Below are 26,210 nucleotides of genomic sequence, written 5' to 3'. Positions count from 1 at the left end.
GTCTTGGGGACCGGAATTATTCTCTTATACAGAAAGGCTTTGCGGGCTCTCGCCCTTCACAAGGTAAACACAAAAAAGGACCTGTCCTATAAGACAGATCCCTTTTCTGCTAAACTATGGTAGAACAGCTGCTCATACATTAAGCATTTATTCTGCCGGCGGAGTAAATGAACGCGCTGCAAACTCAGCGTCCAGCATGTAGAAAGCGTTACTATCAGATTCAATCCGTTTCAGCTTGGCGATAATATTGCTGAACAACGCCTCTTCCTCCACCTGCTCATCAATGAACCACTTGAGGAAGTAGATGGTCGCGTGCTCACGTGCATCCAGGGCCAGATCGGCCAGATGGTAGAATTTCCGCGTATTCTGCTGTTCATGGGCATAGGCATGTTCAAAGGCATCCAGCATGGATGTATATTCGTTCTTCGGCTCCGGTAAGGCAGCGAGCGTAGCGCGATAGTCGCGGTCATTAAGGAATTTGTAAATTTTCATAGCATGAAACCGTTCTTCTTCGGCCTGTACCAGAAAAAAGTTAGCGAAACCGTCCAGACTTTCACCTGAACAATAAGCAGCCATCGCCAGGTAAACGTGAGCAGAATAAAATTCAAAATTCATCTGCTCATTCAATGTATTCATTAATTCTTCCTTCATGGGTCCCTCACCTCGTCCTTTAGAGTAATTTGCTTAAAACAAGCCTTATGTAAAGTCTCCTCCATCTTATCATCCATGCCAGTGAATCGGCAAACGAAAGGAAGAATATTATCAAATGAAAATGATTTGGCTGAAATACCGGCACTTCACCCCGCGAGACTGGAGCAGACTCTTTCCTGCGACTGCCGTACTTACCGGCTTGCTTGCCATCAACGGATGCGCAGGAAGCACCAATGTGCAGACAGGAAATATTTCTCCTACGGACTACATAACCGCATCACCTTCCGCAACAGCGGCTGCAGCAGCGACAGCAACAGCGCCAGCGACACCAATGCAATCAGCGGCCAGCGGCAGCGATATAATTGAGAGCAAATTGGCAAACATGTCACTGGAGGAAAAAATCGGGCAAATGCTCCTGGTCGGCATTGACGGCACCAAGCTAGATACCCAAGCAAAAAGGATGATTGCCGAAGACAAGATCGGCGGAATTATCCTGTATAAAGATAATATCAGCAACCTGAAGGGTATGGTCAGCCTGATCAATGACCTGAAGAAGAGCAACGCGGAGAATCCGGTTCCGCTGTTCATGAGCGTAGATCAGGAGGGCGGCAAGGTCAGCCGCATGCCTGATGAATATGCCGCAATACCGTCGAACGGGAGCGTTGGCGCAGCCAACAACTCCGGTGCTGGCGGAACGATGGGCAAGCTGCTCGCCAGAGAGCTGCTGTCGGCCGGGTTTAATATGAATTTTGCCCCTGTGCTGGATATAAACAGCAATCCCGATAATCCTGTAATCGGCGACCGTTCCTTCGGAAACACTGCGGACCTCGTCAGCAGATTAGGAATCGCTGAGATGAAAGGAATCACCGGTGAAGGCGTTGTGCCGGTTGTTAAACATTTCCCCGGTCACGGCGACACATCCGTCGACTCCCATCTGGAACTGCCAGTCGTGAACAAAACTGCTGCCCAACTGGCCAAACTGGAATGGCAGCCGTTCGAGGCGGCCATTCAGGAGAATGCGGATGCGGTAATGGTTGCGCACATTCTTTTTCCGGAGCTTGATTCTGATAAGCCTGCCTCTTTGTCCAGGGCCATTATCGGAAAGCTGCTGCGTGAAGAGATGGGCTTTCAGGGAGTGGTTATTACCGATGACCTCACAATGGGCGCTATCACCGAGCACTACACGCTGGCTGCCGCAGCTGTCGATACCGTACAGGCGGGCAGTGATATCCTTCTTGTTGCCCATGAATACGGGAATGAGCAAGCGGTTCGGAAAGCGCTGCTGGCCAGTGTAAAAAGCGGCACCATCAAGGAGTCACGAATTGATGAGAGTGTCTACCGCATTCTTGGACTGAAGGACAAATACCGTCTGACCGACCAGCCGACAGCCGTACCCGATCTGACGAAGCTGAACCAGGATATCACAAGCTGGCGAAGTTCGCTTACCAAGTAAACAAAGAGGCTGTTGAGACTCTCTCAACAGCCTTCGACAAGCTAAACGGGCAGCCTGTTGTTATATCAACAGACTGCCCGTTATTTTAATTACTGAATAACTACTTTATCCCCGGCCTTTAGTCCAGAGAGAACTTCTGTCTTGTCCGTAGTTTCCAATCCGACCTTGATTTCCTGACGTACATACTGTTCGTTTCCCTTATCCAGCATTACATATGCCAGATCTCCTTCATGCATAACAGCGATGCTGGAGACTACCGTGGCTTTCTCTTTACGCAACGTCTCAATTTCGCCGCTAAGGCTGAGGCCGCCGATTAAATGTTCATCCGGCTGGAGAGAAATAACCACCTCAAATTGCGGCAACTGGCTTGCTGCTGAGTTCTGCCCGCTAGTTGTAGTGGCGAATTTCGATACCTCTGTCACTTCACCTTTAAGCGTAAGATTCTTCATTGCAGTCATCTTGACTTTAACCTTCATGCCCTTCTTGATGCGGAAGATGTCCTGTTCCCCGACCTGTGCAATAAATTCAAGCTTGCTGAGATCAACAATCTTGCCGATGTACTGATTGTCCGTCACCATCTGCGGCCGTTCTTTACTGCTGTCATACAGGAAAATGCCAGTTGCAGGCGCATGATAGACCGCCGATTTGAGCTTATTCCTTTTGTCCGCCAGCTCCCGCTCTTGAATGCCTGCGTTGACCTTATTCAATTCCTCATTCATGCGGGCCGTTTCCTGGGCTGCCAGAGCTTTGAGCCGCTCTGCTTCAGTTCCGATTGGAGCTGCAGTTTCTGCGTCCTGTTGGCTGACGAATGAATTCAGTTCCCCCTCCAGCTGCGCTTTGCGAATGGCAGCCTCTGTGGTGGCAATTTCGTTTTGCAATGTGCTTTGGTCCAGAGTGAACAGCACATCTCCCTTTTTCACCTGGCCGGCGTTCTCCACCTTCCACGCTGTAACTTTTGAAGCGTAAGGAGCGTAGACCAGAGTCTCCTCTTGATACTGTGATTTCCCCTTCACCTGAACAGTACTCGTTATGGTCTCCTGAGTAACCGGAAAGCTGATCGCTTGCGTAGGCTCCATCACCATCTGAGGTTCTTCTTTTTTGATCACTTTGGTGAACAGCAGATATCCCCCGATACCCACGATGGCCGCAATAATGAGCCACTTCAGGCTCTTTTTAATTATCCTCTTCATTGTTCGGCGTCCTTTCAATTTAAAAATAGCTAGTCCCGCTTAATAGCTGTAAGCGCATCTGTTCTTGAAGCGCTGATCGCCGGATAGATCCCCGACAGCACACCTGTCATAATCGCAAATACAAGCCCGATGGGAAGGTTCGTTTCCGGAATAAAGAAATGTATACCATCACCAGCTGTACCTACAAGCTTGTTGAGACCACTTACAATCAGGTAGGAAAAGAGAACGCCCAATAATCCGCCCAAAAGCCCCAGCAGTGCAGCTTCCGTGATGAACATATTGCGGATTTGCCCCATATTCGCGCCCAGCACCTTCATAATCCCAATCTGCCGTCTGCGTTGATGGGTGGACATGGTCATGGCAACAATAATAGAAATGGAAGCAATGACTAGAATAAAAACACCTATTCCAAGCGCTGCCATTTTGATTGTATCAAATTGCTCTTTAAGCATATCCATCTGATACAGGTTGTTGCTGGTCGTTAAAGACAGCTTCTGAATCATTTGTTCTACCTGCTTAATGTTGTCAACGTCGTCCACCTTAACCGTCACTGAGTTGTAGCTGCCTTCCTCAGGCACATTAATGACCGACATATTGTCAAAAGCAAGCTCTTTCCCGAGTTGAACCGCAGTATCCTGAGAGATATACATAATCTTGTCATAGGAAGCACGTTCATCGCTAGTCCCCGTCGGATTAGCCAGGATGCCCCCTACTTGCAGCGGTGAGCTGAGTTTGATGGCTCCTGACGCGCTGCTATAGTCCTGCGCCTGTATCTGTAGCTGCTGCCTATACATTTCTGAAGGGAGCAGGCTCATACTGGTGTATTGAGCATTTAATTCCTGGTTAAAAGGATCTGCCGAAAGACGCTCATAGAGCTTCATACGGGTTTCATTGTCAATCAGGCCAAGTGTTGCCCCATAGTTCAGCACAGTCATACCCGGGAGATTTGAGCCTCCTCCCTGTTTGAAGGTATGGCCGTACTTATTCAGCATCTCTAAGTCTGTTGCAATGACTCTGGCATCGCCTATTTTGTTGTCGACCGTGACAATCTGCATGTAGCCGACATCTTGAAACGGCGCGGCTGCGACTACATGATCCAGACCGCGGATAATCTCAAGCTTCTGCTCCGTCAGCTTACCTGGATTCAGGTTCTCGTTTGTTTCGGCAGGAGCCTTACTGCTGTCTCCGCCGCCATGCGAGGGGATACCGCCGCCTGGAGAGACCATAATTTCATCCATTTTAAAACTGCGATTGACCTCATCGGTCATATAGTTCTGTGCGGATTGTCCAACACTAAGCGCAACAATGATTGCTGCACAACCGATGGAAAGTCCGGTCATACACAGTCCGGTAACCACCTTGCGCCGTTTGACCTGATCCCAGGCCATACGGGTTATATCTCTGATCTTCACTGCGTCTCCTCCTCTTGAGGTTCCGCTTCTGCCGCCTTTTGCTCTTCGGTAATTAAATAACCGTCCCGCAGGGAAAAGATGCGCTGCATTTGCTCTGCTACCTCATGTTCATGCGTGACAACAATAAAAGTAGTGTTCATCGTCCGATTGAGCTTGAGCAGGATGTCGATGATTTCATCCTCAGTCTTGGAGTCCAGGTTCCCTGTCGGCTCATCCGCGAAGATGACCGATGGCTCCGTAATCAGCGAGCGGGCAATACTAACCCGCTGCTGCTGGCCACCGGACAGCTGGGAAGGAAATAAATCAGCTTTGTCCGGAATGCCGACCTGCTCCAGCAGCGCAAGCGCCTTTTGCTTACGGATGGATGGCGAGACGGACTGGAACACAAGCGGCAGCTCCACATTCTCGCGCACGGTAAGACTGGTGATCAGCTCATAGGCCTGAAAGATAAATCCGATATGCTTGCGGCGAAACACGGAAAGCTTGTTTTCTCCCATCTTAACAATATCGTGATCCGCAATGTAAATATGGCCTTCAGTCGGCTTCATCAGGCCGGCCATCAGGTTTAGCATTGTAGATTTCCCGGAGCCGGAACTGCCCAGCAGGGCAACCATTTCACCCTGCTTTACATTGAAGCTGATATCGTGAAGCACGGGGGTCCATTCGTTGCCGGTCTTAAAAGAGTGTTTGATATTTTCTACTCGCAACATAGAAGCTGCTCCTTCTTCCATTGTCATTTAGCGTTGGTATCTTTCTGAGTTATCAGCTGGCGGTCGATGAACAGGTTGAAAACCTGGCCCCCAAGCTCCTGCCGCTCGCCTTGGAATTCATCAAACAAAGTTAATTTGTAAGTGCCGCCCTTGAGCTTCGTGTACAGATTTTTACTGAAGGACATCGAGAAGGTATTACTATTTCCTTCTGTCAGATCCGTGCCAATAGTCAGCACTTTATCCTGTGATACGCCATAGGGATCAGTCATTCTAAGCACAAGCTTATGCTCCAAATCGCCACTGTCGATACTGTTGTCCCGGGTCAGATCATAGGTCATTACGATGTTGATAGTGTCGTTTAGTTCCAATAGTCTGCCTTCTGAGTTGATGACCGACAAATTATAGGGGAAGAATGCGATCTTCGTTAAATTACCCGCCGGTGCTGTGGTTTTAGGTGTGAGAAGCAGGGCACTTGCATTAATAAAGCCGGTAGCCTCTTGTCCGCTTTCACTTAACTTGTTTCCGGTCACCCCAGAACCTAATACCAGTGAGATGTCTTCGGCACTTGCCGTCTTCGGCAGCTTCGCCCAGAACGAAACCAACTGCATACCGCCAGGTGTTGCAGCATTGTCGGGTTGATTAGGTTTGGCATCAAAAAACTGCCCGTCCTTCGTTCTGTAATACGCCTGCAGACGCGCCATCTTGCTTTGTCTTTTCTCCTGGCTGCTTATGAGCAGTTCCGTGTACACAATTTTGGAATTGATCCCCTCATAAACCGTCGTCCGGCTCTCCTGAACATTGGCATTTTTACCTTTGCCGCTGATTTTGTAGGTGCCGCCGCGGTCAATATTATCTATTGCATTCAGTGAATTACTCATGCTGAGATCCAGGAACGGCACCTTCTCGGTATTCACCGTGCTGAATAAATTAATTCGCACATTTTCAAATTCCTCAGTATACGGAACTTTAGACATTACTACGATCTCGGCGGACTTGCCCGGAGCCAGCGTTGCGGCCTCTTTATCGATCAGCAGATCCGTGGTCGCCGCTAAATCGTTGGTACCCAGCTTAATCGCTCCCGTAAGTTCGGGAAGTGTAAGGGTTACGGACTGGGTGTTGGTGATGTTCAGCTTGGCCATGACGATATCATCATCCTTCCAAGGATAACGTTGCAAAGACGTCAGGTTGTAAGAGAAGGAGCCAAATTGATTCGTACGATTATAGACCTCCCCCTTCTGTACATCAGCACGAAGCGCATAAGGAATGGTAAAGTAGGCTACCGGAAAAATCAGTTTGGGAGCCGCCGCCGTTACCGTTCCAGGTGTACCAGCAGTTTCGCCAGTGGTTGGGCCAGTGGTTGGGCCAGTGGTTGGGCCGGCCGTTTCTGTGGCACTGACAGCTTCAATCATCTGCAGCTGCAGCCCGGCTTGCTCGACCTCAAGGGGTACCTGCACTGTAAGCGGAACAACCTTGGTTTCCAACGGTTTTAGCGTGAGCCCGCTGAGTGCCTTGGCGTTCACCGGGAAAGCGGTCCCTTTAATCGACTTCACGGCAAGCTCGTAGTTTGGCAGGGTCACCGCCTTGTTGCCGGCATTCTTCAGACGTAACTGAAAGGACCATACTCCATGGGCGTCTTCTGAATAAACCGAAGCATTCACCAGCTGCATTTCCACTGTATTGCTGTTAATACCGACTTTTTTGACAGCACTTGGGCCCACAACAAAATTAGGAGTAGACGCAACTGGAAGCTTGAAAGACATTTTGGGAAGCTCAAGCTTCAGGGTCTCATCCTTTTGTGTAAACTGCAGCTTCATGTTGTTGGTATTCAGGGCTGCGGGAATTTCCGCCAAATAGTAAATGCTCTTTTTCTCCTGCGGCTGAATCTTGTAACCTGCCTGTGCGCTGTTCACCGTCAGCTCGAAAGAGGTGCCGCTTGCCGTTTGGAGATATGGAGTGTATCCGGCTTCATTCAGAACTTTACTCCCCTTATTGGTAATGCTCAGTCCTACCTTGGCGTACACTTTACCGCTAAACTTGTAGAGCTGCAGGGAATCCGCACTTGCTGTAACTGGAATGTCATTCATGGCGGTGCTCAGGATCTTGCCGCGTTCAGCGGCTGTGGAATAGCCCGCCGGAATCGCCAGAGAACCCGCATTCTTTAGATACCCCTTGGCTTTGGCGTCCCATACGTACATGGCAATCTTCATTCCCTGCAGCGAAGTCGTTTGGCCGACATTCACATAGTAGGTCACACGCAGGCTATCCTTGGCTCCGACCTTTTTCTTAAGCGCATCAGCAGTTACTGGATTGGCGGGAATGGCTGAACCCCCCGGAGTGACTATACGCGGAAAATAATGCACCAGATTGGCACTAGAACTGCCGTTGTTAGAGAGCTTAAGCGTATAGGCCAGAATATTGCCACCGGTTTGCGGCCAAATATTAACATCCTCCAATGCGGCAGTGACTCCTTGGCCTAATTGAATCGGATTGATTTTGACGGTTGCTGTTGCTGCTGCTGGTGTTGTGCCTGCTGCTTCCGAAGAAGGAGCAGCTATCCCTCCGGCCGCTTGACCAAGAACGATGGTGCTTAAGAGCAGAGCAACGTATGTATTTTTATGCTTTCTCACTTTCTTTCCCCTCCCAAGTCTATTAACTAGAATTATTATAGTTGTTGGCTGGAAGGTAAATGTAACCAAGTTGTAACTCTATGATGCGAATTTGTAACCTTTTTGTGCCAATGTTGCAAAAAAACAGCGCAACATGCGCTGTTTTTGGAACGGTGACCGTTAATAAACCCTAATCTTCTGCGTCACTAAGAGCCGAAAGTACGGCGGTACTGGCTCGGAGGCATACCTTCTGACAGTTTGAACACTTTAATGAAGTAGCTGGATTGATGAAACCCGGTCTGATCTGCAATCTGCGCAACAGACAAATCGGAAGAGACCAGCAGCAGCTTAGCCCTGGCCAGACGGCAGTCACTCAAATAACGGTTCGGTGTCTTCCCCATGATGGACCGGAAGAGCCGCAAAAAGTGATAGCTGCTGTAACCCGCAAGCCTAGACATGCTCTCCAGTGTCCATGGACGCTGGCAATCCTTATGAATCATGTCGGCTGTACGCCTAATGGAATGTCGGATCTCCAGGGGCACCGATCCGTGAAGCGGCTCGGAATTTTGCAACAGTGTAACCAGAATTTCATAAAGTAAAGCCGAGAAACGAGGTTCACTCCGGGTTTCATAGACTGCGCTAAGCTCGAACAGCTCATCAAAGATAGACTCCAGCCCGGCATCCGGATCGAATGTAAAGAAATAACCGCGCGACTGATCTGCTTCCTCCAGTAGCGGCAAGGAAATGGCTGTATTGAAGTGAACCCAGCGCACCTCCCAGGGTCTGCGGGGATCAGAGCCATATTGCTGATATGCCCCTCTGGGGAACAGAAAGCCGCTTCCCCTTCCCATGGGAATCCGTTCTCCCTCCTGAAAAACATAACCCGTCCCCTCAAATACCAGATGGAGATTGTAGCTGTTCAGTACTCCCTCGCTTCTCCGCTCCGCGTGCTGCGGAAAATGATTGTAATGCCCGAGAAATTCCGGATAACATACGTAGTGGGCGTAAGCCGGGGCGGGCAAGACCCATTGCTTTTTCATTTCGTCCCCCCTCTATTCTATACTTGAAAAGCAAGCACGCAATATAGTCATATATTAGCAATATTATGTTATATCAGTTTTGATGTACCTGATAATACAATAGATTTGTAGAATGTTCAAAGCATATTTTTACACTTGGAGGAACCTATGAAGAAACCAGTTGCAGCAGATCGGTTCGAGCTGGGCGTATGCTATTACCCCGAGCATTGGCCGGAAGAGATGTGGGAAGATGATTACCGCCGGATGGTGGAAACAGGCTTCACGATTGTCCGTATGGGTGAATTCGCCTGGTCTATTTTTGAACCGGAAGAAGGCGTCTATCAGTTTGAACTGTTCGACCGCGCCATTGATCTGGCTTACCGCCATGGACTCAAGGTAGTGTTGGGTACACCGACGGCTACGCCTCCTGCCTGGCTTACCGAACGATACCCGGAAGTGCTTAATGTGACTTATGAAGGTGTTACTCTTCAGCATGGCATGCGCCGGCATTACAATTACAGCAGCCCCAAATACCGCGAGTTATGCGCCCGGATTGCCGCTCAGCTTGCAGCACATTATGGCAACCACCCGGGAGTAACCGGCTGGCAGATCGATAACGAGCTGAACTGCGAGATCAGTGAATTCTATTCTGAAAGTGACCACAAGTCTTTCCGGAAGTGGCTGCAAGATAAATACGGCTCCTTGGAGAAACTGAATGAGGCATGGGGTGCAGTCTTCTGGAATCAGAGCTACACTAACTGGTCTCAGGTCTTTTTACCGCGTCCTACCCCGGTCCCGAGACAGCCTAATCCGCATCAGGCGCTGGACGAGAAGCGGTTTATCTCTGATAATACGATTTCGTTTGCCAAGAATCAGGCCGACATTATCCGTGCTGCGGCGCCGGATCAATGGGTGACGACGAACGGGTTATTCGGCCATTTGGACAGTCATCAAATGAGTAATGAGCTGCTGGACTTTTTCAGCTATGATTCATACCCTCAGTTCTCCAGCATTCATACTGATCCTGCTGAACGAAATCCGCTGGGTGACCGGAGCTGGAGCCTGTCCCTCAGTGTTGTGCGTTCCATCAGCCCCAACTTCTGCATCATGGAACAGCAATCCGGCCCAGGCGGCTGGGTGAACCGAATGGACATGCCCTCACCTAAACCGGGGCAGATGCGGCTTTGGACGTACCAGTCCATCGCCCATGGCGCAGATATGGTGCTGTACTTCCGCTGGAGAACGGCAACCATGGGCAATGAGATCTATTGGCATGGCCTCAATGATTACCATAACCAGCCCAACCGGAGAGTCCGGGAAGCGGCGCGGATCGGCCAGGAGCTGGCGGCATCCGGCCAAGAAATCATTGGGACACGCGCTAAGGCCACAGTAGCCATTCTGCGGGATTATGACAATGAATGGGACGGTGAATATGATGTCTGGCACGGCCCTTTCATGTGGCAGAGCAACAAGGAATGGTTCAAAGCGCTGCAGCGGCAGCACATTCCAAGTGACATTGTCTACTTGGGCGGCGCTACAACCGTAGAGGAACTTGCCCGTTATCAAGTGCTGGTCTATCCGCATCCGGCCATCATGACGGATGAAACAGCGGCATTACTGGATGAATATGTGCAGCAAGGCGGGAAACTGATCTTCGGCTGCCGGACCGGATACAAGGATAAGCGTGGACATTGCTATATGCGGCCTTTTCCCGGGGCAGCAAGACAGCTCTGCGGGGTAACAGTGGAAGAATTCACTGTGGTTAAAGGTACACGGCGTCCCACCTTTATCAGTTGGACTGAAGAACCGGAAGCACTGACAGGAGCCGACGCTTTTAACGATATCCTTCACGTGGAAGAAGACAGCGTGGAGGTCATGGCGACCTACGCTTCCGATTATTATAAAGGAAAACCGGCCGTTACCCGAAATCTCCGCGGTAAAGGCGAGGTGTGGTATTACGGAGCTGTATTCAATGAAGAAGCTGCAACAAGAATCATTGGTGCTCTAAATCTACGTTCACCGGCTGAACATTGGCTGGAGCTGCCAAGTGTGGTCGAGCTGCAAATCCGTCAAGGCGAATCTGGCAGCCTCACCTTCCTGCTGAACTACAGCGAAGAGCCTGCAGTGATCTCACTCAAAGAACAGAGAACAGATTTGCTGACAGGAGAAAGCATTTCGGGAACCTACAGTATGGAAGGATTCGGTGTGCTGGTGCTCAAATAATAGGATAAATACAATTTGAAAGTCCCGCTGCAGAACTATCTGCAGCGGGACTTTTTCGTGAAGTTAATGCACAGATTACATTACTTGAAGTAGGTGGATGATCTCTCCATCATCACTTCTTCGCTGACTTTCTTGTTTCACAATGCCTCATTCAGAGCACCGGCAGGTTCATTATCGGGCATTTCAGGAACAATATCCTTGCAAACCACCGTTAATTATTAGATATTAATATAATCTGATTTCATTTCATCTTGATGATTCCATTGATAAAAAGGAGGAGCAACCATGAAGCTGGAGCCTGTACAGGCGTCAGAAACACTTGACGCACAGGGCAAGGAGGACAGCTTCCTGCAGGGAGTTAAGGATTGTATCCCCACTTTGCTCGGATATTTAAGTATCGGCTTTGCCGCCGGGGTTGTCGAGAAAACGGCCGGTCTTTCCATCGCTGAAATTGCTATGATCTCCATCATTCTCTACGCCGGCTCTGCCCAATTCATCGCGGCGGGAATGATAGCCGCAGGAAGCACGGGGGCCAGCATTATCATTACGATCCTGCTTGTGAATCTGCGCCACCTGCTGTTAAGTGCTGCGTTATCCCCTTATTTCCGCCACCTCACACCCATGAGAAACCTGCTGATAGGCGCACTCTTAACCGACGAAACCTTTGGCGTCGCCATTCAGGAGAGTGCGAGAAAAAAACACATCAGCGAGAAATGGATGCATGGACTCAATATCACCGCCTACCTGAATTGGTTGTTCGCGAACCTCGCAGGTGCCGTTTTGGGACAGTGGATCTCAAGCCCGGAGCAGTGGGGTCTGGATTTCGCGCTTCCGGCTATGTTCATCGGACTATTGGTGCTGACCATACTGAGCAGGAACAAATATGCACTGGATCTTATAGTTGGAGCTATTGCCGTAGTGGTTACGGTCGGTGTTTCCATCCTGTGGTCGCCTAATTTCGGCGTGATCGCTGCAGCTCTAATTGCACCTACGATAGGGATGGTGATGCAAAAATGGAAATAAGACTGGATATCTTCTTGATTATCTTCGGAGCCGCATTGGTTACGTTCATTCCGCGGGTACTTCCGATGATGCTGCTAAGCCGGATCACCATTCCCGAATGGGGGATGCGCTGGTTGAGTTATGTACCCATTGCGATTATGTCGGCGCTCGTCGCCCAGGAGCTGTTCATTGAGCAAGGCAAATTCACTTCACTGTCATCCAATGTGGAACTGATCGCCGCCTTGCCCACCTTCTGGGTGGCCATAAAGACGCGCAGTTTGCTGGGAACCGTGCTTACCGGGGTTCTCTCACTCATGCTTCTGCGCTTGTTAATGTAGCTCCCCCGTGATTGCTGTCATCAGACAAGTTAGCTGTTTTTCCCCAGATTCCCCCTGTATAGCTGCCGATGTTCATGATCGCCTGCTGCGCTTCGGGCAGCAGTGCGGCCATGAATTGAAACACACTCCACATGTTCTCCCATACTTCCAGTGTAACCTCTACTCCATCAGCACGTGCGCGATCGGCCAAACGTTCCGCATCACTGAGCAGCACTTCTTGATCGCCAACCTGAATATACAGATGGGGCAAACCGTGCAGATAGAGCCGTAACGGAGAGAGGATCACAGGCTTCTCCCCGGAAGAACCGCCTAAGTAATCCTCCAGAATTCTCCGATTGCCCTCCCGGCTACCCGTTGGATCTGAATCAGCCAGGCTATCATAAGAATATCCGTCCAAATGTACGAGATCACTATGCGGCGAGAGCAGAAACGCCCCTGCAGGCATCTTCTCTCCTGCATCCCGCACACTGATCATTGTCATCAAGGCCAGAGTGGCCCCTACCGAATCGCCGCCAAGGATAATGTCATCCGGCGAATATCCCTCCGCCAGCATCCAGCGGTATGCATTGAGGCAATCTTCATTTGCGGCCGGATAACGATGCTCCGGGGCAAGCCTATATTCCACTATAAATACAGGAACACTGCAGGCTGAAGATAGTCTGGCTGCCAGATCACGATAGATCTCACAGTTCCCGGAGATAAACCCTCCCCCGTGAAAATATAGGATTGCTCGTTTTCTTCCTTCCGCTTTAATGCTAGGAGCGATGACCCATTCACCAGTCAACTGCTGGGTCGTTACCGGCTTCACCTGTACATCACCCGGAAGTGCCGGCAATTGCTTGGCGGCTTCGGCCATTTCAGAACGAATTTGCTCTGCCGGCTTTCCCAAATTGCTGCCTGTTTGTTTTAAGAAGTTTTTCATGGCTTGAAGCAGTTCGATCGGTGTCTGCATCCTGTTCATTCCTCCTACAAGGTTTTGTCTGGATTGTAAACCCTGTAGTATGGTACGCAGTCAAGAGGCAATCTGTATTACGGGTTCTTTATGGCTCCATCTTAAGAATATGCAAGGTTTCCTGCACTCCCGGATGTCTCTCGGCAGATTCGAGGTTGCTCTTCAGATCGCCTAACAGCGCCTTCGTCTTTTCCCGCTTTGATATTTCGAGGTCAATGCTGATGACTTTCTGCTCAATAACTGCGATAAAATCAGCGATCCCGATACTTCCGTCTGCCGACCTTACCAGTGCCTTCTTAATCTCCCTCAGCGTAAACCCGCAAGACTTGGCATTCTGGATAAAGACGATTCGATTCAATGTCTCTTGCGTATATTGCCGGTAACCGGATGCCGTCCGCTCTGGTGCCGGAAGCAGCCCGTGCTTCTCATAATATCTAAGCGTTTCAATATTCACGTTAGCCTCTTTTGCCAGCTCCCCGCGCAAATACCGGGCCATCCTCTCCACTCCTCTTCGTATCCAACTATGAGAATTATTTCAGCCGGTCCTTCAAAGCTGTGACTTCTGCTGCCTGCGGCTCCTCCTCTCCGTATCTCGCCTGATTGTAAAGCCTAAGCAAACCTTCAGGAACTGCCGGGATATTGCTGTCTCCATTACGGCGGCGGTTCTTCCCGCCAGTCCATTCCTCCACATCCGCTCCCGTCTCTTGTGGAGTAAGAAATCCTTTCACTTCATATCCTTCGTTCCGGTTGCTGTTAAGCCAATAGCGATACATCCAGCGTACCCGCTCACGGCCTCCATCCATTCCTTCCCAGCGGTCACTGTGCCTACGCAGCTTTAACCGGCTGCTCCAGTAGTCCCGAATGCCTTGCACAGTCTTTCCCCAGGCGAAGATGCTCTCTTCTTCATCCTGAAAGGCATTATGCTCCTGCGGCGTTTCTCTCCGCAGCATGGACAGCAGGACATCCAGTGCTCTGCGCAGCACTCCGCCTGTATTTCTGTAAAGCCAACGCAAGACATAATAAAGCAAAACAAGAATTGCCGCCGCTCCAATGGCATAAAACAAGACTTCGAAGATCATTGCCAGCAAACCCGGTTCATGAGTCTCGGCCGGAGGCAGCTCTAGTGGCTGCGCCGGAGGAGCAGCTTCAGGCTGAATCGGCTCCTCTGTTCCGTTAAACAACGCGATGATCCAGTTCAAAAACATCCGGACTGTATTCCATAGAAGCATGCCTACAGCTTTGCCCCCGCCTGCCGCAAGCAAGCCGGCCACGACAATAAACAGCAGAACAAACATCCGGTTATGCCGTCTTATCCCTGCCGGCAGGCGCGCGGATTCACCGGCAAAAGAGCTGTAGCGAAGAAAGCTGGTATTCGTATCCAACAGTACTAATACCAGACACAGACTTCCACACCAGGTTAACAAGGACAGGTTGGACTCAAGTACAGGAATCCGGGTATTGATGATTGTAGCTGTAAAATAAACGGCAATTCCGGCAATGTACATTCCATTCCGGTTATTCCGGGAAGCGGCAGTCATCCCCAGATAAGCAAACAACACGCTGCAAGCGATAAAAGGAAGTGCAAAAATGGACAACTCACCGAATAAAAATCCTGACGCCACCCCCAGTAGCAGAGCGGAAAGCAGCTGCTTCCACTTCCGGTTACATAAATGCCGCAACAGCACCCCGGCCAGCGCCAGGAGAGGCAGAATATACATCCATGGCAGGACTGCCTGCCCGGACTGCTGGTAGCTTTGAAGCAGAACCCATACCGGAAGAAATAGAAGCCATTCTATGAGACAGGCTAACCATAAAGTCAAAGACGCTTTCATTCGGGGACCTCTAGCAGTGTTCATGCAGACTCTCTCCCCTCATCCGGAATGTCGAGCCACTCCACGCCATTTCCCAGCAGTCTTAACTGCTCAGCTGCCAGCTCAAGCTCTGGACCTCGGTGACAGGTAATAATCAGATAATCATTATCTTTATGCCCTTCTTCAGCAACTAACTCCAGTAGTCTTGACATGGGCAGCGTCCTGTCCAGGTTCAGCCGGGCCAAGAGCCCCAGTACATCCTCCAGTTGGCCCATCGGGTCTGCAGTCACCGGCTCCCGCTCACCTCCACCGTCCATTCTCCCGTTGCTAAGCAGCCCGGTGTCGATCCCGTGCCCTACTGCATACTCTGCTATCGTCGCTGCATAACGGATTCCCAGCTCAATCCGTTCCTTATCTGTAACGGTTTTCCACATGGAGTCACTGATCTCAACATTCAGACAGAGGAACAGCCGGGAATCGGCGGTGTAATCTTTTTGATGCACCTGCATATGCCCGGTTCTGGCCGTTGCCTTCCAGTTAATAGATGCAAGCGAATCCCCCGGACTGTACTCTCGGGTTCCGGCCGTCAGAAAAGGATCTTCAATAATCCATCTTTTGACCGGCAGTTCTCCCAGCCAGCTGTGTACCGGCAGAGGTAGCTCATAAAGGTCTATAATCTCCGGATAAACCAGCAGTTCCAATTGCAGGGAGAACGCCTTGCTGTTCCGGCTCATGCCAAAGAGGTCTCCGGTGGTCATCGTGACGCTTTCCAGCTTGAACAAGCCTCTTTGCTGACAACGGACCTGGTGGCGACGTTTGATATGGCGGTAAGACCTCAGAAAAAACATACTTACGTGGTTCTGATAAATCTCCCCGCTGCTGACACCGAGATTCTCCTGGCTGCCGAACTCCAGACCCCGGGCTATGCTGGACTCCAGCCGCAGCCAGGGCAATGGGAGCAGCTTATTGTTGGCTATCTCCTCAACCATCTCCACCTGCTCTCCTTCATAAGCGGTTTTGGCCGAGAAATAGCGGGTGTAGCTGACTTTCTTCAGCGCATGTCGCTGATAGACAGCAGAAATCAACAGCAGCATCAGGAGCGTGCTGAGAATGAACCAGGGCAGTGCCATCTATTACTCCACCCTTCCGCCGCTTGTAGCCGGGATCGGCTCTGCCGGCACCTCCACTTCGCGCAGCTTCTGGAGTACCAGCTCTGCGGCTTGCCCCTCCCGGGATCCCGGGCCGCGTTGCAGCACCAGCCGGTGGGCAAGGACGGGAACTGCCACTGCCTTGATATCATCCGGAATCGCATAATTCCTGCCTTGAATCAATGCATACCCCTGGGAAGCACGCAGCAAGGCGAAGCCTGCCCGCGGACTGGCTCCCAGTTTGACCCCCGGTGCAGTGCGGGTTGCTTCGACGATCCTGATCATATAAGCCAGCAAATCGTCGCTGACATTCACAGCAGCCGTAAGCTGCTGAATCTCTTGAATCTGCCGGGCGGTTGCTACCGCAGTCGTGTGATCAAGCGGATTGTTCTGGCGGAACCGCTGTAGAATATCAACCCCTTGCTCAAAGGTTGGATAGCCGGTCATTATCCGCATCAGGAATCGGTCAAGCTGCGCTTCAGGCAGCGGGAAAGTCCCCTGACTGTCAACCGGATTCTGTGTTGCAATGACGAGGAACGGCGCTTCCAGCTCATGGGTCACACCATCGATCGTAATCTGCCGCTCCTCCATGCATTCCAGCAGGCTGGACTGGGTCCGCGGCGTGGCCCGGTTGATCTCATCAGCCAAGAGAATGCTGGCGAATACCGGGCCCGGACGGAATTGAAACTCACCGGTCTTCTGATTATAGTAATTGATTCCGCTTAAGTCAGAGGGCAATAAGTCCGGAGTGAACTGAATCCGCTTGAACGTGCAGTCCAGCGAGCGGGCCAGTGTTTTGGCGAGCAGTGTTTTGCCTGTGCCGGGAACATCCTCCAGCAGCACATGTCCATTGGCGAGCAATGCTGTCAGCAGAAGGTTCACGCCTTCCTCTTTGCCGACAATAACTTTAGCCAGATTGACTCTTATCGATTCTATTAATTGAGTTGCTTCTTGAAGATTCATAAATCAGGCACCATCCCATCGCTTTAGTGGTATGTATTAATTCCTAATCATACCAGAAAGCGCCTCCAATTTATAATAGATAAGTCTCCTGCGGCTATTTGGACGCCGTACTTATCTTGGAGCGGATGAAAGCAACAATGAAGTAATACACGGGGATGCACTCCACAATCAGCCAAATAATCACAGTGCCAAAGGCATTGTAATTCTTGTTGTATTGAGTGAGATTGAGCGAATACAGATAGGCAATTGTGATCGAACCAATCGTCAGGAAAGGGATCATTACTTTTTTTGCTTTCTGCTTGGTCAAGTACAAAGCACATTTGTGCGCTACATATATCAAAAAAGCGCTGTGTATAAACATTGAAGCAGACCATAATCCGATGAGAATCGGGTCCGAATTACCCAGCAGATCATCATGTGAAGAACTCTGGATCAATTGCAAATAAGGAAACTGCAGTTCCTTGCCGAAATGCGGGCCAAAATTCAATATGGTTATCAGCCATGCAGCCAGTACGGTCAGCATTACGCTAATCGCCGCAACAATCAGCCGTTTCTGCATTTTGTTGTCGATTTTGAGATCCGGGGCAACGAATAAAAATACCGTCCATCCCCCAAACCAGGACATTGTCGTGATTGAATCCTTGAAAGCAATCCCGGGATCATGGTAATGGAGCAGGGCAGGGAGCATCGAGTAGTCGGCATTTGGGATAAATAAATAATAACTGAGCGCAGTGGAGAAGAGAAAAACCAGAAATAACCCGTCAGTCATATAGACCATCGTCGAAAAGCCCAGGTGAGCTGTATACATAATCACCAGCCCAATAACAATCTGAACAAACAGCGGTGGCGTCTCGCGCAAATAATTAGCACCAAAAAACAATACAAAATTCTCAATATCAAAGGAGACAAAATAAACACACCAGATCAGCAGTAGAAAAACCATTGCCCCATGCAGCCACTTCCCCATAATCTCCTTGCCAAAATCGACCCACGCCTCTCCAGGCTTTATCTTGCCCACCTGAATAGTAAAAAAAAGTGGAATCATCCCCATTGCACAGCCTGCAATGATCGCAATCCAGCCCTGATAGCCTGAAGTTGAGAGTAAACCGGGGATCAGAAACATGGAGCTTTGTGAAGTGAGGTAGACAACGGTGAAGCGGAACATCTGCCATTTGGTTGTAGTCATAACGTCTCCTTGAATATTCATTTATCTCTCCGAACCAAAATCCTCTATAGTGAAGTCAGCTGTTACTTTGATCTCGGCATGATGGGCGTAATAATCAGTCCATCGTTCGCGGAGCTTACTCCACGCCTTCGGATAATTCCATTCCACCAGCATTCCAAGCTGCAGAACGTCAACCTGCGCGTCTTGCACAGTCCGGAGCGAGTCCGAAATTTCTTTTACAACCTGCTCCTGAAGCCTTCTCTTTATTAAAGGACTAAGTTTGCTGGCACTGCGGCCCTCTGAATCTTTAAAATAGGTAATACTTGCGCCCCCTTTCACCTTTATATGAAAGACAGGACCTCCGCTTGTCATTTTCACAGAGCTTGAGGCGGAGTTTCTTTGGAATATAGCGCTGGCAGTGCCCTTACCTTCTTCATCCCAGGTTATCGTATATTCAGGCAGCTTCAATCTTCCGGCCAGATGTCCCGCCCCCCATGCCAAAGCCCTGCTCTGCTTTACATCCAGAATGCCCTTCATCTTAGCATTATGGAACAGCATTACCCCTTGTACACCTGCCCAATACTCCGTTTTTCCTTGCTCGCTCGTTTCGTCTTTCTTACCGAATGAAAGATAGTTCATCGCATACCCCATATTTGAAACTTCCGCTAATATACAATCCATAACACTTGTATTGAACATGATATTCTCATTCGCAATATTCATCAGCACTTGGTCGGGAAGCTGTTCGAACACAGGAGTTAACTTGAAAATATCTTTGGCCTTCCCGGGAGCAGCCATGATATATGTGCCGAGGGGAAATTCAGGTTTTCTTTCGAACCATTCCAGCACCTCCCCGATTCCCTGCCGGGCATATTCGTTTCCCAACACGACAATTTTGATGTGAGAGAGCTCAATACGGCGTGAAAGATCCTTTTGAATCATGATGGTCGCATCCTGGAGGGTACGCGCTGTCTTTGAAACCATTGTGTAGGATTTGCCGTCTCCAGTTCCGCTCCCTGTTTGCGTACCTGACATCAGCCTATTGGGTAGAGGTGAGCTGATGGATACCTCAACCGTTCCGGGTTCTTTGCCAACATCAATGTATAATCCATAAACAAAAGTCAATTCATCCAGTTCCACCTTGGACCAGCAGCCGGTCAGATTCAGCAGCATTAGGATAATGACTGCCCGCTTTAAAAGTTTCATTGCCGCTTCTGTCTCCTTTGATTCTTCCGGTCTGTAAAGGATGTGCTGCGCTTATTCATGAACGGGGACGGAACACGAAGCAGCGTATCCTTCAAATCCTGTAATACAAGCGGAGCGATCGGCTGCAAATAAGGAGTTCCAAAGGATTTAAGATTGGCCAAATGGCCGTAAATCATAAAGGTAGCCATAAATACGCCCAATAACCCCATCGTTCCACCCAGGATGAGGAGCACAAAACGCAGTAATCTGAAGGTCAAACCCAGCTCCAAATGGGGAATGATATAGGAAGCAATCCCGGTAATGGAAACGACAATCACCATCGGCGCAGAAACAATACCCGCTTGAACCGCAGCCTGCCCGATTACGATTCCGCCAATGATGGATACCGTCTGCCCTACCGGCTTAGGAATCCGGGTTCCCGCTTCTCTAAGTGCTTCAAAGGTCAGCTCCATTATCAGCGCTTCGGTTAGGGCAGAGAACGGAATGTTTTCTCTTGCCGCGGCAATGGTAATCAACAGATCAGAAGGAATAATCTGCGAATGAAAGGTTGTAATCGCAACATACAACGCAGGCAGCAGCATGGATATAATAGAAAAAAAGAAGCGGACCAGCCGAATCCAGCTGCCGGCATAAAAGCTTTGGTAATAATCCTCGGAGGATTGCAGCAGCGAGAACAAAGTTACCGGTGTCAGCAGAGCGGATGGAGTCCCATCCTGCAGCAGTCCCACCCGCCCTTCCATTAATGAGGCTGCCACTGAGTCAGGGCGTTCTGTATAATGGAACACGGGAAAAGGCGAGAAATTCCCCTGCTTCATATGCTCTGCCAAATAACTGATGCCAAGCACACCGTCGATCGACATTTTGCGTAACGTATCTTCAATTGAAGCCAGAAGCTCCGGCTTGTACAGGCCTTCGATATACACCACATACACATCGGTTTTTGTATATTTGCCGATAGAGAAATGTTTGGTCTTTAGATCGGCATGTTTAATCTTGTGGCGCAGCAGCGATAAATTGGTTTCAATATCTTCGATGAAGGCCTCCTGGGGGCCAATGACAACCAGCTCGTTCTGTGATTCTGATACCGAACGTTTCTGATAGTGGGCGATCTCGAAATAATATAAATAGGGCAGCCCTTCGATACAAAGCACCGGATTGCCGCTGACTATCAGCTCTACCGCCCGATCAGGGTCAAATACCTTGATATAAGGAATGGCAAAAGCAGATCCCCGGTCGAGCCGTTCCAGAAAACGCGGCCAATCCGGCTCGGAATTCGCTTCGGATTTGAGCGGTGATGACACAAACTCCTGCAGGCTGAGTGTATCTACAATGGAAGGAATGTAGACCAGCATGCAGGCATGACCATATACGATAATAGACTGGTATACGGCATCGCTGCATCCCGTAAGCTGCTCTTTTATATTATCCAGTATGCTGGCTGTCATCTCGCTTCACCTCCTCTGACCTTTAGAGAATCTTACTTAGTTTTCCAATAGTTGATGAAGTTATGCATCTATTCCCTTTCCGCTCACAGCACAAAGAGCCTGCTCCATAGCAGGCTCTTAGGGTTAATGCATCATGGGTAAAGAATCAGTTCAATCCGCCGCTTACCGGATGAGGGATATACGGTTCTTCCAGTCTGCGGACTTCTTCCGGGGTCAGATGAAGGGACACCGCTGCTGCTGCATCCTCCAGATGCGCCATCTTCGTCGCTCCGACAATCGGAGCGGCCACAGGTTTCTTCTGAAGTACCCAAGCCAAGGCTACCTGAGCACGCGTGACAGCCCGTTCCTCCGCGATTTCCTTCACCCGAAGTGCGACAATCCGGTCCGCCTCTTCCATTTGTGAATAAAGCTGCTTGGCGAATTCATCGCGCTCGGAACGGGGGCTCGCTTCTTCCCAGTCCCTTGTAAGGCGGCCGCGGGCCAATGGACTCCAGGGAATCACGCCGATGCCTTCCGCTTCACAAAGCGGCAGCATTTCCCGTTCCTCCTCACGGTACAGCAAATTCACATAATTCTGCATGCTGACAAAACGCGTCCAGCCATGCTGCTCTGCAACATGCAACGCCTTGAGAAACTGCCAGGCATACATGGAGGAAGCTCCGATATAACGGGCTTTCCCCGCCTTCACAACATCATGCAGGGCCTCCATCGTCTCTTCGATAGGCGTCTGGTTATCCCAGCGGTGGATTTGATACAAGTCCACATAATCCGTTCCCAGCCGCTTAAGACTGTGGTCAATTTCACTCAGTATCGCTTTGCGTGACAATCCGCCGCCATTGGGTCCCGGCCGCATTTTGCCATGCACCTTGGTGGCTATGACCACTTCATCGCGGGAGGCAAAATCCTTCAGCGCCCGCCCAAGGATCTCCTCACTGGTTCCGTCCGAATATACGTTGGCTGTATCAAAGAAATTAATGCCCAGCTCCAGCGCCTTTTGGATAAACGGACGGCTCTCCTGCTCATTCAGTGTCCAGGCATGCGACCCGCGTTCAGGAATGCCATAACTCATGCACCCAAGGCAAATCCGCGAGACATCCAGACCGGTAGATCCCAGTTTCACATATTCCAAGATCAACAACTTCCTCTCTATACCAAATGTAATAATAGCCTTTCTACTATAGTATAGCGCCGTTAATCGAGAAATAGAAACGCCCTTCCACCCAGTCCGTTTAATACATTGTCTGTAACCAGTTGGATTTCATCCAGTTCAGTTTACCCGCTCCCGAGCCATTGGAAGCCGTTAGTCTGGCAGCTAGCGTGGAGGGATCATCCACCGGATAGCTGTAAGGCAAAGCCGAAATTCCAGACCAGGAGAACGGCATAATAGCTGCCGGTACCGGGGCAAGCGGACTTCCGGAGGTGTCGCTGTTCCCTCTGAAAGACACGCCATTCAAAGAGTACATCGTGTCGAGCGCCTTGATTTTACCGGTGTAGCTGGAATCTGCGGGATCTGTCTGATTATTGCGCAGCGGATACAAGATATCAACGAAGTTGGATTTCTCTACCAATACCGCCCCGCCTTCCGTAGAAATGGACCCGTTACTGGTCACGCCAAAGTGGTAGCCCTTGCCGGCAATCGCCGTTTCCATCGCTGTTGTGATTCTTGACTTCGCTGCCCAAGCAGCGGAATTGTCCGCCAGAATGTTATAGACATGGGCATTGCCTCCACGCAGACGCGGCAAGCGGTCCTGAATGTCGAGATAATAATTATGGTGCAGGGTAATGCTTAAATTGGAATTTCCCGAATCAAAAGATGTGGCACCCACCAAATGTCCTTTTTTCTGCGAGCTTGCAACTGCAATGATATCTGCCTTGCTTAAACCGATGGCGCTGCTGCGCAGATAGGCATACATCGGATAAGCAGAGCTGTTGGCCTCCAGCGCGTTGATCTGCCGGGTCACCCAGCTGTTTGGACTCCGGTCATCGCCCTTGAAGGTTGACCAGGAGATGGTCACCCCGGAAGTGCCCTTCTTCGAATCGACCAGTCCGTCATAGGACTTGTTAAAGGTACAGTGGTCAATCCATACGTTGGTGTCCTCTTCAAGCGTGATATAATCCCAGTCGTTTTTGTCGAAATCCCCCTTGCTGGCCTCATCCCATTCCCATAATTCGTCGAATTCGAGATTGCGGATAATCAGGTTGGAGCTGCGTTTAATTGTAAATGCCGCATGCTTAATCTTAGCCCCGTTAGCCGAGAAGATCGTCAGACCGTCAAAGCCGTCAAGAGTAACTTTACTCACTCCTGTCTGCAGCAGTACCGGGTGAGTCAGCGGAGAATTATGGGCCGCAAACGGTGAGGTTTGAGCGGCGGAAGGAATCTCATTCCAGCCTAGATTCAGGTCATTCATAATCTCAATGACCTTTACACCGGACCCTTTCTTGAGGGCAGCGGCCAGATCAGTCGCAGTGTACACCTTTTTGTAAAGGGAGGTATTCGATTCATTCACAATGCCCCCGCCGGAGTTGCCTGTGGAGAAGCCAGTCAAATTGTATGCACTGAGCGCGTCTGCTGGTGCTGATGGTGTTGGGGCGGACTGCACGCTGTAATTGGTCCATCCGCTGTTACCGGCAGAGGTGCCCCCTTCCGAGGAGCTGGATTGATAGTAGACGGAGGAACTTCCATCCTGAACGACAGACCAGGTTTCAGTTGTGCTGGTCCAGTTGTTAGCGCCTTCATTTCCAAAATCATAACTGACTAAAGAAGCTGCGCTGGCCGGAACAATAAATATCAGTGCAAGAATTACAGCGAATCCAAGTCCGCTCAGCAGCCTTAATCTCATTCGTTTGGAAGCCATTTTTCTCCTCCTCAAAGTTTGTATAGCATGCATATCCTTGTAATAACGATTACTGGAGCGTAGCTCCGATATTCGTGCCGCTTGGTGTGCCCGAGCCAATGAGATCACTGCCGCTGGCCAGTTTCAGGAAGTTGCCAAGTGTGAAGGAACCATCCGCATTTCTGACGACTGAAGGGGTCAAGCTGGCGAAGTCGGCACTGCTCGCGACCAGGCCCTTGGCATTCGTGCTGGCATTGCTCTTCCACCAGACATTGGTACTGAGAACATCCGTACCGCTTGTTTTGTCACTGGAGCCGCCGGCAAAGCTCAGATTATTGGTAAACTGGTGTGTCCCTGTGTCAAAAGCAAAATTGCTTTGGCCGTTGCTCCACGAGGTATTGCCTGTCAGCTGAATGGAGCCCGGATTGCTATTGTAGGTGAAGCCATGTTTTTTATTCTGGAAGGCGATGCTGTTCTGCACAATATGATTCACAGAAATTTTCTCCCCGCCCAGCTTGAAGCCGTTGCCGTCACTGTTTGCCGTGCTGCTTCCATCCGAGGTCTGGCCATTTTTGTAGGCGATGCTGTTCTTGATCGTAACCACACCAATCGGGCCTGTTTCCGATTTGGTATATAAATCCCAGCCGTCATCTGTATTCCATGCGGCAATACACTTGTCGAAGACGTTGCCCGGTCCAATCGTCAGCTTTGCGGCAAAACCATCAGCATCCTCCCCATTGTCCGGGTCGAAATTGTCGTGGGAGTATACGCCAATGATCTGGTTATAGCTGGGCCAGTCGCTCATATTGGAGAGTGAGGAGGAATAGCGGCTGATCTGCAGCCCTGAATCCCGGTTATGGTGCGTTTCTACATTCTCAATGATATTGTAATTGCCGCCAATGAAGATCCCGTTATCTCCGGCACCTTTGATCTCAAGCCCCTTTACCTTCCAGTAATGGCCATAAATCTGCAGTCCGCGTTCAGTAGACCCAAAGGATTCGGCAAAGAAATCAAGCACCGGTTTTTCGTTTCCGTAAGCCACAATATTTTTGCGCAAACTGGTGCTTCCACTGTTCTCCCGTTCAATTGTTACTGGAGCGGAAAAAGTATAGATTCCCCCGCGCAGATAAATAGTCTCTCCCGGGGCTACTCTAGTAATAGCTGAATCCAGGGTCGTAGGACTGCCGATGGTTCCGGCATTTCCGGCCGCTCCATTCGGCGAGACATACAGTGAACCCGTTGCCGGAGGGGGTGTCGTTGTCGGTGCCACGGTTGGTGTTGGTGTTGGTGTAACTGTTGCTGTTGCTGTGGGTACAGCTGTCGGAGTAGCCGATGGTGCTGGAGTAGAACTGGCTGTAGCCGTCGGTGCCACGGTTGCAGTTGCAGTTGGTGAAGGAGTTGGAGTCGTAGAATCCGTAGTAGAAACAACTACATTGTCGAACTTGGCTGCTGTCTTATAAGCGACCAATCCGATACCGCCGGAAGTCATATTGTTATCGTGTGCATTCAATTGCAAGACATTATTCACATAAAAGTTGATCGTGCTTCCGCTTAGCTCTAGCTTAACCGTGTACACTGTACCGGCAAGTGACAGGGAAGTCTGTTTTAGTGGCAAGTGTAGTGCTGGAGCCGCCGACCTTCTTCCGGATTTCCAGCGTACCTCCATTGCTGTTGGAGAGCGAAGCCGCATAATAATTATTGCCATCTGTATAACGGCCGCAGAGATAAGTGCGGTTTGTGCCGTTAAAGTTGTCAATTTTCACATCTGCCTGCACGCTGTAGTCAGTCCAGCTACTGTTGCCAGCCGAGGAGCGCCCTTCCGTATTACCCGATTGATAATAGACATGAGAGCTACCGTCCTGCACCACTGTCCATGAGCCTGACGTGTGGGTCCAGCTGCCGGCATTGCCGGATTCAAAATCATCACTGAAGATGCTTGCCGCTTGAACGGATGGAATACTTCCACCCACCCCTGAGAGAGCCAGCATAGCCGAAAGCGCAATCATTGCAGAGAATGCAAATCGTTTTTTTATTTTCACGTTAACATTTACCTCCAATAGGTTATTTTCTTTCAGTACCTGT

The 26,210-nt window shown here is 50.1% G+C and carries 22 protein-coding genes; 4 read left to right on the top strand and 18 right to left on the bottom strand.

Annotation, left to right across the window (positions count from 1 at the left end; genetic code table 11):
- Positions 1–147: 147 nt before the first annotated feature.
- Positions 148–651: a ferritin gene (locus NSS79_RS16025; protein ID WP_038591439.1), complete on the bottom strand. Its 504-nt coding sequence runs from the start codon at positions 649–651 to the stop codon at positions 148–150.
- Between the two features lie 115 nt (positions 652–766).
- Here NSS79_RS16025 and nagZ point away from each other — a divergent pair, with 115 nt between their 5' ends.
- On the top strand, positions 767–2,104 hold the full coding sequence (gene nagZ, locus NSS79_RS16020) for a beta-N-acetylhexosaminidase (protein ID WP_342440110.1): 1,338 nt from the start codon (positions 767–769) through the stop codon (positions 2,102–2,104).
- Between the two features lie 89 nt (positions 2,105–2,193).
- On the opposite strand, the gene NSS79_RS16015 is transcribed toward nagZ, so the two are convergent.
- The 5 genes from NSS79_RS16015 to NSS79_RS15995 form a co-directional block, all read right to left on the bottom strand.
- Entirely contained in the window at positions 2,194–3,294 is a 1,101-nt protein-coding gene (locus tag NSS79_RS16015) for an efflux RND transporter periplasmic adaptor subunit (protein ID WP_342440109.1), read from the bottom strand.
- Positions 3,295–3,323: 29 nt separating this feature from the next.
- The gene (locus tag NSS79_RS16010) at positions 3,324–4,706 is read right to left on the bottom strand and encodes an ABC transporter permease (RefSeq protein WP_342440108.1); all 1,383 of its coding nucleotides are present in this window, start codon (positions 4,704–4,706) and stop codon (positions 3,324–3,326) included.
- Complete coding sequence (locus NSS79_RS16005) at positions 4,703–5,416, bottom strand: ABC transporter ATP-binding protein (RefSeq protein ID WP_038591437.1); 714 nt, start codon at positions 5,414–5,416, stop codon at positions 4,703–4,705. Before NSS79_RS16005 ends, NSS79_RS16010 begins: the two co-directional genes overlap by 4 nt.
- 23 nt (positions 5,417–5,439) lie before the next feature.
- Positions 5,440–8,043: a hypothetical protein gene (locus NSS79_RS16000; RefSeq protein WP_342440107.1), complete on the bottom strand. Its 2,604-nt coding sequence runs from the start codon at positions 8,041–8,043 to the stop codon at positions 5,440–5,442.
- Positions 8,044–8,228: 185 nt separating this feature from the next.
- Positions 8,229–9,062: an AraC family transcriptional regulator gene (locus NSS79_RS15995; RefSeq protein WP_342440106.1), complete on the bottom strand. Its 834-nt coding sequence runs from the start codon at positions 9,060–9,062 to the stop codon at positions 8,229–8,231.
- Between the two features lie 147 nt (positions 9,063–9,209).
- On the opposite strand from NSS79_RS15995, the gene NSS79_RS15990 reads away from it, so the two are divergent.
- The 3 genes from NSS79_RS15990 (at position 9,210) to NSS79_RS15980 (ending at position 12,604) form a co-directional block, all read left to right on the top strand.
- The gene (locus tag NSS79_RS15990) at positions 9,210–11,264 is read left to right on the top strand and encodes a beta-galactosidase (protein ID WP_342440105.1); all 2,055 of its coding nucleotides are present in this window, start codon (positions 9,210–9,212) and stop codon (positions 11,262–11,264) included.
- Positions 11,265–11,549: 285 nt separating this feature from the next.
- Positions 11,550–12,287 carry an AzlC family ABC transporter permease gene (locus NSS79_RS15985; protein ID WP_038591428.1) on the top strand — a complete coding sequence of 246 codons (738 nt, stop codon included), beginning with the start codon at positions 11,550–11,552 and terminating at the stop codon, positions 12,285–12,287.
- Positions 12,278–12,604 carry an AzlD domain-containing protein gene (locus tag NSS79_RS15980; protein WP_342440104.1) on the top strand — a complete coding sequence of 109 codons (327 nt, stop codon included), beginning with the start codon at positions 12,278–12,280 and terminating at the stop codon, positions 12,602–12,604. Before NSS79_RS15985 ends, NSS79_RS15980 begins: the two co-directional genes overlap by 10 nt.
- Here NSS79_RS15980 and NSS79_RS15975 read toward each other — a convergent pair.
- From NSS79_RS15975 to NSS79_RS15920, 12 genes are all read right to left on the bottom strand, one after another.
- Positions 12,579–13,556, bottom strand: a complete 978-nt coding sequence (locus tag NSS79_RS15975) for an alpha/beta hydrolase (protein ID WP_342440103.1) — start codon at positions 13,554–13,556, stop codon at positions 12,579–12,581. The two genes, NSS79_RS15980 and NSS79_RS15975, sit on opposite strands and share 26 nt — an antisense overlap.
- Before the next feature lie 88 nt (positions 13,557–13,644).
- Positions 13,645–14,052: a MerR family transcriptional regulator gene (locus NSS79_RS15970; protein WP_342440102.1), complete on the bottom strand. Its 408-nt coding sequence runs from the start codon at positions 14,050–14,052 to the stop codon at positions 13,645–13,647.
- Positions 14,053–14,086: 34 nt separating this feature from the next.
- Positions 14,087–15,412 (bottom strand): hypothetical protein, encoded by a 1,326-nt coding sequence (locus tag NSS79_RS15965; RefSeq protein ID WP_342440101.1) that lies wholly within the window; start codon positions 15,410–15,412, stop codon positions 14,087–14,089.
- Entirely contained in the window at positions 15,409–16,497 is a 1,089-nt protein-coding gene (locus NSS79_RS15960) for a DUF58 domain-containing protein (RefSeq protein ID WP_342440100.1), read from the bottom strand. The genes NSS79_RS15965 and NSS79_RS15960 overlap by 4 nt, the downstream gene beginning before the upstream one ends.
- Before the next feature lie 3 nt (positions 16,498–16,500).
- Entirely contained in the window at positions 16,501–17,478 is a 978-nt protein-coding gene (locus NSS79_RS15955; RefSeq protein ID WP_342440099.1) for an AAA family ATPase, read from the bottom strand.
- A 94-nt stretch (positions 17,479–17,572) separates the two neighbouring features.
- A complete protein-coding gene (locus NSS79_RS15950; RefSeq protein WP_342440098.1) occupies positions 17,573–18,685 on the bottom strand; it encodes a GerAB/ArcD/ProY family transporter in 1,113 nt (370 codons plus the stop codon).
- Positions 18,686–19,849, bottom strand: a complete 1,164-nt coding sequence (locus tag NSS79_RS15945) for a Ger(x)C family spore germination protein (protein ID WP_342440097.1) — start codon at positions 19,847–19,849, stop codon at positions 18,686–18,688.
- On the bottom strand, positions 19,846–21,294 hold the full coding sequence (locus NSS79_RS15940) for a spore germination protein (RefSeq protein WP_342440096.1): 1,449 nt from the start codon (positions 21,292–21,294) through the stop codon (positions 19,846–19,848). The genes NSS79_RS15945 and NSS79_RS15940 overlap by 4 nt, the downstream gene beginning before the upstream one ends.
- A gap of 145 nt (positions 21,295–21,439) precedes the next feature.
- A complete protein-coding gene (locus NSS79_RS15935; protein ID WP_342440095.1) occupies positions 21,440–22,423 on the bottom strand; it encodes an aldo/keto reductase in 984 nt (327 codons plus the stop codon).
- A 100-nt stretch (positions 22,424–22,523) separates the two neighbouring features.
- A complete protein-coding gene (locus NSS79_RS15930) occupies positions 22,524–24,149 on the bottom strand; it encodes a hypothetical protein (RefSeq protein ID WP_342440094.1) in 1,626 nt (541 codons plus the stop codon).
- A 49-nt stretch (positions 24,150–24,198) separates the two neighbouring features.
- Entirely contained in the window at positions 24,199–25,743 is a 1,545-nt protein-coding gene (locus NSS79_RS15925; RefSeq protein WP_342440093.1) for a right-handed parallel beta-helix repeat-containing protein, read from the bottom strand.
- Complete coding sequence (locus NSS79_RS15920) at positions 25,691–26,167, bottom strand: hypothetical protein (protein ID WP_342440092.1); 477 nt, start codon at positions 26,165–26,167, stop codon at positions 25,691–25,693. Before NSS79_RS15920 ends, NSS79_RS15925 begins: the two co-directional genes overlap by 53 nt.
- Positions 26,168–26,210: the final 43 nt, after the last annotated feature.

This window comes from Paenibacillus sp. FSL L8-0436 (assembly GCF_038593025.1).
GTDB lineage: Bacteria > Bacillota > Bacilli > Paenibacillales > Paenibacillaceae > Paenibacillus_AQ.
The sequence above is the reverse complement of the archived record's forward strand: the minus strand, read 5'-3'. Positions and strand labels throughout refer to the sequence as shown.